This window comes from Schnuerera sp. xch1 (assembly GCF_019931165.1).
GTDB lineage: Bacteria > Bacillota > Clostridia > Tissierellales > Tepidimicrobiaceae > JAIOUP01.
The window spans coordinates 1-9,965 of sequence record NZ_JAIOUP010000028.1; the positions used below are offsets into that span (position 1 = coordinate 1).

Annotated in this window: 12 protein-coding genes; 11 read left to right on the plus strand and 1 reads right to left on the minus strand. The window is 30.2% G+C overall.

Going from position 1 to position 9,965, the window contains the following annotated elements; translation table 11 throughout:
• Positions 1-85 precede the first annotated feature (85 nt).
• Positions 86-1,459, minus strand: coding sequence for an MATE family efflux transporter (locus tag K8M07_RS12235; protein WP_223379340.1), 1,374 nt, complete (start codon positions 1,457-1,459; stop codon positions 86-88).
• 151 nt (positions 1,460-1,610) lie between these two features.
• On the opposite strand from K8M07_RS12235, the gene K8M07_RS12240 reads away from it, so the two are divergent.
• The 11 genes from K8M07_RS12240 to K8M07_RS12290 all read left to right on the plus strand — a co-directional run bounded on the left by K8M07_RS12240 (position 1,611) and on the right by K8M07_RS12290 (position 9,899).
• Entirely contained in the window at positions 1,611-2,408 is a 798-nt protein-coding gene (locus K8M07_RS12240; RefSeq protein ID WP_223379342.1) for a M55 family metallopeptidase, read from the plus strand.
• Between the two features lie 15 nt (positions 2,409-2,423).
• A complete protein-coding gene (locus K8M07_RS12245; RefSeq protein ID WP_223379344.1) occupies positions 2,424-2,852 on the plus strand; it encodes a DUF1893 domain-containing protein in 429 nt (142 codons plus the stop codon).
• 23 nt (positions 2,853-2,875) lie between these two features.
• Complete coding sequence (locus K8M07_RS12250) at positions 2,876-4,165, plus strand: amidohydrolase (protein ID WP_223379346.1); 1,290 nt, start codon at positions 2,876-2,878, stop codon at positions 4,163-4,165.
• 48 nt (positions 4,166-4,213) lie between these two features.
• Positions 4,214-4,816 carry a hypothetical protein gene (locus K8M07_RS12255; RefSeq protein ID WP_223379348.1) on the plus strand — a complete coding sequence of 201 codons (603 nt, stop codon included), beginning with the start codon at positions 4,214-4,216 and terminating at the stop codon, positions 4,814-4,816.
• A 12-nt stretch (positions 4,817-4,828) separates the two neighbouring features.
• Entirely contained in the window at positions 4,829-6,088 is a 1,260-nt protein-coding gene (locus tag K8M07_RS12260) for an NAD(P)H-hydrate dehydratase (RefSeq protein ID WP_223379350.1), read from the plus strand.
• A 105-nt stretch (positions 6,089-6,193) separates the two neighbouring features.
• On the plus strand, positions 6,194-7,366 hold the full coding sequence (gene alr, locus K8M07_RS12265; RefSeq protein WP_223379352.1) for an alanine racemase: 1,173 nt from the start codon (positions 6,194-6,196) through the stop codon (positions 7,364-7,366).
• Between the two features lie 132 nt (positions 7,367-7,498).
• A complete protein-coding gene (locus tag K8M07_RS12270; RefSeq protein WP_223379354.1) occupies positions 7,499-7,780 on the plus strand; it encodes a CopG family ribbon-helix-helix protein in 282 nt (93 codons plus the stop codon).
• The gene (locus K8M07_RS12275; RefSeq protein ID WP_223379356.1) at positions 7,777-8,127 is read left to right on the plus strand and encodes a type II toxin-antitoxin system PemK/MazF family toxin; all 351 of its coding nucleotides are present in this window, start codon (positions 7,777-7,779) and stop codon (positions 8,125-8,127) included. Before K8M07_RS12270 ends, K8M07_RS12275 begins: the two co-directional genes overlap by 4 nt.
• 117 nt (positions 8,128-8,244) lie before the next feature.
• Positions 8,245-9,021, plus strand: a complete 777-nt coding sequence (locus K8M07_RS12280) for a GNAT family N-acetyltransferase (RefSeq protein ID WP_223379358.1) — start codon at positions 8,245-8,247, stop codon at positions 9,019-9,021.
• Positions 9,022-9,050: 29 nt separating this feature from the next.
• Positions 9,051-9,521 (plus strand): hypothetical protein, encoded by a 471-nt coding sequence (locus tag K8M07_RS12285; protein WP_223379360.1) that lies wholly within the window; start codon positions 9,051-9,053, stop codon positions 9,519-9,521.
• A 24-nt stretch (positions 9,522-9,545) separates the two neighbouring features.
• Positions 9,546-9,899, plus strand: a complete 354-nt coding sequence (locus K8M07_RS12290) for a PIG-L deacetylase family protein (protein WP_223379362.1) — start codon at positions 9,546-9,548, stop codon at positions 9,897-9,899.
• Positions 9,900-9,965 lie beyond the last annotated feature (66 nt).

The window sequence follows — 9,965 nt, forward strand, 5'->3', positions numbered from 1 at the left end:
TTGGAAGTATCATATCAGAGCTAGCGCTCTTCGACCTGTTTTTCTTTTAAGGCTTTTCTATTTTGAAACAGCCCCTTACTTATATCTATACTCTTTTAGTTTTCCATATACCTTTATTATAATGATATAAAGTTACGAAAATTTCTCCTATTTCAGCAGCTAAAAAGCTTAGCCAAACAAAGATAACGGAAAGATTTAGTAATTTTGAAGTAACAAAGAGCATAGGAACTTGAATACACCATCTAGAGAAAATGCTAGCTAATAAGAAAGGAAAGTTATGTCCTGAACCTGTGAATACACAGCCTAAGCCTATTGCAAATCCAGCCAATGTTAAAGAAGGAATCAATATTCTTATCATAGGTATACCTATATTAATAACAGCAGGATCATCTATGAAAGCTTTCATTATTTGTTCTGGTATTATTATAGAAATAATTGCGACAATTCCCATCATAACTACATCTACTAAGGCAGCAAATTTTGCTGTACTCTTTGCTTTTTCTATTTTATCGGCGCCTAAAGCTTGACCTACTATGGTACTAGAGCCCATAGATATTCCTATTATAGGAGTAAAAGCAAAGTTAAATAATTTGCTACCTATACCCATTGCAGCTACAGTATTTGTACCATATATAGATACAAATTTTAATGTAGCCATACTTGCTAGATTTCTCATCAAAACTTCTATACCTGTTGGAAAACCTATAGTCAAAAGTTTCTTATCTATTTCCCAGTCTAATTTAAATAGTCCTTTAAATGTAATATTTATTTTGCTATTTCCTTTAAGCAATATAAAAAGCCCTATTGAAAAAGCTATAATAGTAGATATGACTGTAGCAAGAGCAGCACCAAATACTCCGAAGTTAAATCCGGGTATGTCGGTTCCAGGAATATATTTAAACATAAATATAGGGTCTAGGATAATATTGGTCATAGAAGATATAATCATTATTTTCATAGGAGTTTTTGCATTTCCTAGGCATCTTAATGCAGTATTTACAGAATATGAAGCAAACATAACAGGGAGAAAGAACATTCTTATGTATCCATAATCTAAAGCAGCTTCAACAACTGCTTTATCTTTTGAAAAGAACCATAATAATGGTTCCAATATTATAGAGATAATGATTGCAGCTATTATAGCCACTAACACTTTAAAGGTTAAAGTTTGCTCTATTATTCTCCTAGTTCGTTCAAAGTCTTTTTTTCCATAACTTTGAGTAATCAATGAGATAGAACTAGCTCCTATGATTTCATTTAATACAACAACTATCCAAAATATTGTAGAAAATATAGTAACTCCTGCTACCGTAGAAGATGAAATACGGCCAACCCACATCATATCTACCATGTCGTATACGGATTGTAATGCAAAACCCAAGCTGGTAGGAAGTGCTAATTTAAGTAGATTTTTTTTAAAATTACCTGTTAGCAATTCGTTTTTTTCTATTTTATCCATTTCGCTCCCCCTAGAAGATAATTAGATACTCTAAAAGATATATATATATTAATACTTTTTTACATGAAATACAATCAATATTGTGAATATATTTAGCTGGATTTTAAAAATATTGATATAATATATATATATTAAAAAGAGGGGGTATATAATGAAAATATATATAAGTGCTGATATAGAGGGAATTACTGGAGTTACACATTGGAATGAGACTAAAAAACAAGAAGCAGACTATAAGCGATTTGTTAATCAAATGACATTAGAAGTAAAGTCTGCCTGTGAAGGAGCTATAAATGCAGGAGCAGATGAAATATGGATTAAAGATGCCCATGACAGTGGAAGAAACATAGATCACAATCTTTTACCTAAAAATACTAAGCTGATAAGAGGTTGGAGCGGGCATATGTATTCTATGGTACAGGAATTGGATGATAGTTTTGATGCATTATTATTCATTGGTTATCATTCTGCTGGAGGAACTAATACCAATCCACTATCCCACAGCATGAATACAGGAATAGATTATTTGAAATTAAACGGAGAGTATTTAAGTGAATTTCTACTTCACTCATATATAGCCACTTGTTTAAATGTACCAGTCGTATTTTTAAGTGGAGATGAAGGATTATGTAATGAGGTGAGTAAGGTAGATAAGAATATAATTACTGTACCTGTAAAAAAAGGGATAGGAGATTCTACCATCAATATTCATCCTCAATTAGCATTGGATTTAATAAAGGATGGAGTGGAAGAGAGTTTAAAAAAAGATCTATCTTCATATAAGATTGAATTACCTGAAGAATTTGAGCTGGAGATAAAGTACAATGAGCATTCAGAAGCTTTTAAAGCTATAAATTATTCTAATGTAGAACAGGTTAGTTCTAAAGTTGTTAGATTAAGTACTAAAGATTTTATGGAAGTGGCTACAGCGATAAGCTTTTTAGTATAGTTGGAGCTGAATATAATGAATGATATAGAAATAGCTAAAAAGATTTTAGAAGAAAAGGACTTACGTTTGGTGGTAGTAAGAGATGGAAAATTAATATTTAAAAGCAATGATAGAGGTATTAAACCCATGTATATTTTAGCTACTAAAATGTCAGAGAATACAAAGGGAGCCTCTATAGCTGATAGAGTAATTGGCAAAGGGGCTGCAATGTTATGTAGATATATAGGAGTAAATGAAGTCTATGGACAATTGATGTCCAATACAGCTATTAAAGTTTTAAAAGAAAGCAATATAACATATACCTATAATGGAGTTTGTCCCTATATTAAAAACAGAGATAAAACTGGTATGTGCCCAATAGAGAAAATTTCATTAGAAATTGAAGATATGAATCTTTTATTAGAAAGAATAAAGGAATTTTTAAGTAATATTAATAAAAATTAGATATAATGTTAAGGAGTGATCTTGTGAACATACTTATTAAAGATGTAACTGTACTTCCTATGGGTGGTAAAAAAGAGTTAATAGAAAATACCAATATATATATTGAAGGTAATACAATAGTTCATATTGGTCAACTAAGCGAAAACTTAAAAGTTGATATAATAATTGATGGAAAGAATAAAGTTGCTATGCCAGGACTTATTAATGCTCATACTCATCTGGGTATGTCTTTGTTTAGAAACTATGCCGATGATTTACCATTACAGAAATGGCTAACCCAAAAGATATGGCCAGCAGAGGATAAATTAACAGCCAGTGATGTTTACTGGGGTTCTTTATTGAGCATGGTTGAAATGATTCAATCAGGAACTACTACATTTTGTGATATGTATTTCTTTATGGAAGAAGTAGGCAAGGGGTTAGTAGAATCCGGAATGAGGGGAGTTTTGACACGGGGTATAATAGAAGAAGAAAAGCAAAAAACTGAAAAAATTGAATATACGAGAAATTTATATGATAATTGGAATAATAATCAAGATGGAAGAATTAAGGTGATGGTAGCACCTCATGCGCCTTATACTTGTAGCCCAGCATATTTAGAAGAAATACTTGATTTGGCAATAGAATTAGATTCTGAAATTCATATTCATTTATCAGAAACGAAAAAGGAAGTGGAGGATAGCTTTAAAAATTATGGAAAATCCCCAATAAAGCATGTATATGATTTAGGTTTATTTAATCGGCCAACTGTTGCTGCCCATTGTGTTCATGTGGATGATGAAGATATTAATATATTAAAAAAGAACAATGTAAGTCCAGTTAATAATCCTACTAGCAATTTGAAATTAGCAAGTGGGTTTGCACCTATAGATAAAATGCTTAAATCTGGAATAAATGTGACATTAGGAACAGATGGCTCATCGAGCAATAATAATTTAAATATGTTTGAAGAAATCCATTTAGCTTCAATTATAAATAAAGCAGTAAATATGGATGCTGTATCTGTACCTGCTATGGATGCATTAAAAATGGCTACTATAAATGGAGCTAAAGCATTAAACTGGGATGAAGAAATTGGTTCAATAGAAGAGAATAAAAAGGCAGATATAATATTAATAGATATGAATAAACCTCATCTCTATCCTTTGCATAATATAGTTTCAGCTTTAGCATATTCTGTACAAGGTTCTGACGTAGATACAGTAATTGTAGACGGTAATATTATTATGGAGAAAAGGGAAATTAAGACTTTAGACATAGAGAAGATAATGTATAATGCACAAAAAGCTATTAATAATCTAATAAATAGATAAAATATGAAATCATTATTGTAGTATAATGTAGCTGAAAGGAGATGTGCTATGTATTACAAAAATATAAATTTAGATGAAAATATAATAATAAAAAATAGGATACCACTGCTAATAGATAATGAAAATTGGATAGAGTTATTTCAAAATACGGATAATAAAAATATTCAACAGAATAGGGATGAATTAATTGAATTAGTAAAAAGACAAAAGAATATGGAAAAAGAAGAAATAACACTTAAAAAAGAAAAAAATATTGCTATGAAAATGATCTTAGGTATTTCTGATGCTATAAATAACGGAAATAAAACTCAAAATCTTGACTTACTAGACGAATACAAAGAAAAGATGGAAAATACAAATGAAAGATTGGATGATATAGCTTATAAATTAGAAGGTATTTTTCAACAAATCAGGGAAACAAATTTCAATCTATTAAAGGCTACTGTTTACTATGGATATAAAGAGCTTAAGCAAAAGGAGAAAGAATTAAAAACTATTACAGATGAGTTAGAAAGTATTAGAGAAAAGACAAGAACATTAATAAATCAGAAATATGATTATGAGGAATGGATAAATTCTACCTATTCTTTTTTACATGGTATGTTAGGCAATGATGAAATGGAAAAATTGGATGAGCAAATACTTGGATAGAGGAGAGTATTTATGACTATAGTTAATGGAGTGGATATAATTAAGGTATCAAGAATAGAAAATTTGTTGAATAAAGAAAGAGATAGATTTTTAAATAAAATATTTACCCAAGATGAAATTGAATATATAAAAATCAAAGACTATAATTCACAAACAGTATCTGGATTGTTTGCTGCTAAAGAGGCTATATCAAAATTATTAGGTACTGGAGTAGGAAAAGTTAATTGGAAGCACATGGAGATTTTACATGATAAAAAAGGTAAGCCGTTGGTAAAGTTACATAACAAAGGTTACAAAATATCAAAAGCATTAAATATAGAAAATATTAAACTTTCTATAACTCATGAGAATGAATATGCCTTAGCTTTTGTAACAGGTGAAACGATCAAATGTCAAAAGGATATAATTATTCCTAAATATATAAAAAGGATGTTACCTAAAAGAGAAAAAGATTCTCATAAAGGAACTTATGGAAGAGTTGGAATAATAGCGGGTAGCAAAGGAATGACGGGAGCGCCTTATCTATCTGCTATGGCTGCTTTAAGAAGTGGTAGTGGTTTGGTATATGCTATTGTACCAGATGCTATAAGTAATATTCTTTCTGTTAAATTAACTGAAGCTATAATTAAGCCTATAGGGAATAATATAGATCATTTCACTATGGATTCAGTGAAAGAAATATTGAAAGCAATTGAAGGGATGGAAGCATTAGCAATTGGACCTGGCATGGGAACTGATGAAGAAAGAATAGAGTTGGTCAAAGAGATATTGTTAACTTTTCATAAACCAGTAGTAATAGATGCAGACGGTATAAATTGCATATCCAAAGATAATCCGGATGTATTATTAAATAGACAGGAGCCCACCATAATTACCCCTCATCCTGGAGAGATGTCCAAATTGGTTAAGACACGCATAGAAGACATTCAGAAAAATCGAGTAGAATATTCTAAATATGTATCGAATAGATATAAAATAATAACAGTATTAAAGGGAGCAGGTACCATAGTAAGTAGTGAAAAAGGAGAAGTATATGTCAACACTACAGGTAATGCAGGCATGGCTACAGCTGGTAGTGGAGATGTATTAACTGGTGTAATTGCTGGATTTTTAGGCCAAAATATTGATCCTTATAAAGCAGCAATACTAGGCGTATATTGCCATGGATTAGCTGGAGATTTGGCAGAAATTGATAAAGGACAATATGGTATGATTGCAAGAGACATACTACAAAATATTCCTAAAAGTATTAATAAAATTCAACCTCTATAAAAAGACAGAAAATATAAAAATTTTGATAAAAAAAGAAGGAATTTGGCTTTTGAAAATAGAATATATTTAATAATCAAACTATAAAAGATAAATAGAGGTGTTAATATGCGTGCTCTAGATGAAGTAAGGCCTGCTTGGGCAGAAATAAATCTAGATAATTTGGCTCATAATATTAAAGAAGTGAGAAAAAATACTAGAGAAGGAACATTAGTAACTGCGGTGGTTAAGGCAAATGCTTATGGACATGGTTCCATTAAAGCTGCTGAGACCTTTCTACAAAATGGAGGGGATAGGTTAGCGGTGGCTACCTTATCTGAAGGAATTGAGATTAGAAATGCTAATATTGATGTGCCAATACTTATATTAGGATATACTCCTCAAAGTCAATTTTCATTAGCTATAAAATACGATATTACGCAAGCAATATATAACTATGAAAGTGCTAAATCTTTTTCGGAAGCTGCAATTAATTTAGGCAAAACTGGAATTATACATTTAAAGATCGATAGTGGAATGGGTAGAATTGGCTTTTTACCTACAGATGAATCTATGGAACAGATAATAAAAATTTCAAAATTACCAAATATAAAAATTGAAGGGGCTTTCACCCATTTTGCAACTGCAGATGAGGCTGATAAGACTTATACAAGGTTACAATATAAGAGGTTTTCGACTTTTATAGAAAGAATAGAAAAAAGAGGTATTTCTATTCCAATAAAGCATATATCAAATAGTGCTGCAATAATTGATTTTCCTGAATATAATTTAGATATGGTAAGAGCAGGTATAATTTTATATGGATTTTATCCTTCTGATGAAGTCAATAAAAATAAAGTTAAATTAAAACCTGCGATGAATTTAAAAGCTAAGATTTCCAATATCAAAACTGTTACTGAAGGTACAGGGATAAGCTATGGGCAGATATTTGTTACAAAAAGAAAATCTAAAATCGCTACTATTCCTATAGGATATGCAGACGGATTTACGAGACTTTTAACTTCTAAAGGAGAAGTTTATATAAAAGGGAAGAGAGCACCTATAGTAGGGAAAATATGTATGGATCAATGTATGATAGATGTAACCGATATAGAAGATGTAGCTATAGGTGATGAAGTAATACTTTTTGGTTATGAAGAAGGATACCCTCATGTAAATGAATTAGCTGAAACATTAGGAACTATCAATTATGAAATAGTATGTATGGTAGGCAGAAGGGTTCCTAGAGTATATTTCCAAAATGGAGAAATAATTCAGATTGATGATTATTTATTGAAATAAGTTAAATTTTGTATAAATAGATACTCATATTGACACAATTAATGTATAGCATATATAATTTATGTATATTGTTATTTTGAGTTTATTTATACATTTATAAGTGAAATACTCTATCTTGGAGGTGCAAGGTTAATGGCTGAAACGAAGAGAATCATGGTTAGCTTACCAGATAGTTTATTAAAAGAAGTGGATTTTATTGTGTCTATGGAGAAGAAGAATAGAAACGAGTTTGTGAAAGAAGCTATGAAATTTTATATTCGTGAAAAAATGCGAATGGAAATTTCTGAAAAACTTAAGGATGGATATGTAGAAATGAGTAAAATTAACTTGGCTCTTGCTGAAATAGGTTTTGAACAAGATATGATAGAATTAAATATGTACGAAACAAATCTTACTGGATGTGAAAAGGCGTGAATATAAAAAGAGGGGATGTATTTTATGCTGATTTGAGTCCTGTTATAGGTTCGGAACAAGGTGGAGTAAGACCTGTTCTTGTAATACAGAATGATATAGGGAATAAGTATAGTCCCACAATAATTGTGGCGGCTATTACTTCTCAAATCAATAAAGCCAAGCTACCTACTCACGTCGAAATAAGTGCCCCTCAATATGGTCTTCCTAAAGATTCTGTGGTTTTGTTAGAGCAAATTAGAACCATTGATAAGAAGAGATTACGTGAGAAGATAGGGAAATTCAATGAAGATATGATGATCAAAGTAGATGAATCTTTGAAAATTAGTTTAGGCATAATAGATTTATAAAAATAAGCATTGAAAGGAGATGCTTATTTTTTATTATTTAAACTTTGTCAATCTATAATATATATAGTATAATCAAATGAAGAATATAGAGTTTATTAAAAAAGAAGGTGTTGAAATTTGATTAATAAGCAAGATATTACTTATGTATGTAAATTAACTAGTGAGATTACAGATGCAGAAATGAATGATTTTATTAATATTTTCAATAAGGTTTTCGAACACAATGCAGATAAAATATGGTTCGATTGGAAGTATACAGATAATATTTATGGAGATTCCTACATTGTTTTAGCTTATCATAAAGATAAAGCAATAGGTGCTAGAGCATTTTGGAGGAATGATATAGACGATAATCTGTCATACCAACCTTGTGATACTGCAGTACTTAAAGAATTTAGAGGCATGGGTATATTTACTAAAATGACTTTGATAGCCTTGGAAAATACAAAAGGAGCATTTATATATAATTACCCAAATGAAAATTCTAGACCAGGTTATTTAAAATTGGGATGGAGTATAAATAAATGTTTTTACTTAAAACCTGTTCTAAATAAGAGTAAATTAAAGGACGAATCAAAGTTTATTGAGGACGATTATTTGGTTTGGAAATTTGGAAAATCCCCAATTAATAAATATTTCTATTATAAAAAGAATGGGGAATCATACCTACTTTACAATAGGGAAAAAAATATCTATTATATACTAGGGAGATTTAATGATAAATATAATGATTATTTTACTAGGGTAGAATCTCCAATTTTATTTAATTATACAGATCATAAGGGTGCCATAAACAAAGTATTTAAAAATAAAGCAACTGTAGTTTCTTTTAATAATGGAATTAAAAATGAAAGTAAAATTGATATTCACATATCTAAAGCTGATTACTTTTAATATATGAAAAATTAAAGGGAGGAAGTCAAATGAAAAGTAATAAATTTAGAAAGACTGTATTAACATTAGGATTAGGGATAGCACTATTAGGAACAACCTTTGTTTTTTCAGCCCCAGGGGCAGAAGATGATCCTTTAGTATCTCTAAGTTATCTAGATAAGAGAATAGAAGAGTTAGAATCTAATATAGATAAAAAATTGGCTACAATAATGGATAGTACAGAGAATGAACAGACTAGTAGTCTTGAAGTAGTCAAAATATCAGCCGGACAATCTATTATTGGACAAAATGGTACTGAAATCATTCTAAGAGGTGGAAAAGCTAAGACTATTGCTGGTGAATTGGGAGGTTTGTCAGATGTAACTATGGGTAAGGATTTAAAGATGGATGAACAGGTGCCATCCAATCATTTACTTATAATACCTAGAGACGATGGAAGAGGAGTTCATGCTATAGAAGATGCTATTTTTATGGTAAGAGGGAAGTACGAGGTAAGATAAGGCGCATATAGAGGGTGTGAATTTATGATTAAGAAAATAGTTAAAAAAGTGCTTAAGTATCCTATAAGGTTATTAAATAGTATATACACTTACTTTTATTATAAAAACAGTTTAAAAAGGGATAAATATGAAATTGACGATATGATAACTACAAAAAAGGAGAAGATACTGGTTTTTTCTCCACATGTAGATGATGAAACTATTGGGCTAGGAGCAACTTTATTAAAATATAAAGCAAAGGATAATCAGATGGCATTAGTATATATGACAGATGGTGGAGGAAGTACTACCAGTTTATCAAGGGATAAATTAGTGGAAGAAAGAAGAAAAGAAGGCTATAATGTTAAAAAAACATATGGGTTTGATAGAGGTCACTGAAAAACATTAAGTGTTTTCTAGATTTATAATCTAAAGTAATAAAATTAAAACGAACTAGTAATATAT

Bases quoted from the DNA above. Each gene is read 5' to 3' on its own strand.
- K8M07_RS12285 (WP_223379360.1), top strand. From the start codon at position 9,051: ATGAAAAGTAATAAATTTAGAAAGACTGTATTAACATTAGGATTAGGG.
- alr (WP_223379352.1), top strand. From the start codon at position 6,194: ATGCGTGCTCTAGATGAAGTAAGGCCTGCTTGGGCAGAAATAAATCTA.
- K8M07_RS12255 (WP_223379348.1), top strand. From the start codon at position 4,214: ATGTATTACAAAAATATAAATTTAGATGAAAATATAATAATAAAAAAT.
- K8M07_RS12270 (WP_223379354.1), top strand. From the start codon at position 7,499: ATGGCTGAAACGAAGAGAATCATGGTTAGCTTACCAGATAGTTTATTA.
- K8M07_RS12290 (WP_223379362.1), top strand. From the start codon at position 9,546: ATGATTAAGAAAATAGTTAAAAAAGTGCTTAAGTATCCTATAAGGTTA.
- K8M07_RS12240 (WP_223379342.1), top strand. From the start codon at position 1,611: ATGAAAATATATATAAGTGCTGATATAGAGGGAATTACTGGAGTTACA.
- K8M07_RS12260 (WP_223379350.1), top strand. From the start codon at position 4,829: ATGACTATAGTTAATGGAGTGGATATAATTAAGGTATCAAGAATAGAA.
- K8M07_RS12245 (WP_223379344.1), top strand. From the start codon at position 2,424: ATGAATGATATAGAAATAGCTAAAAAGATTTTAGAAGAAAAGGACTTA.
- K8M07_RS12235 (WP_223379340.1), bottom strand. From the start codon at position 1,459: ATGGATAAAATAGAAAAAAACGAATTGCTAACAGGTAATTTTAAAAAA.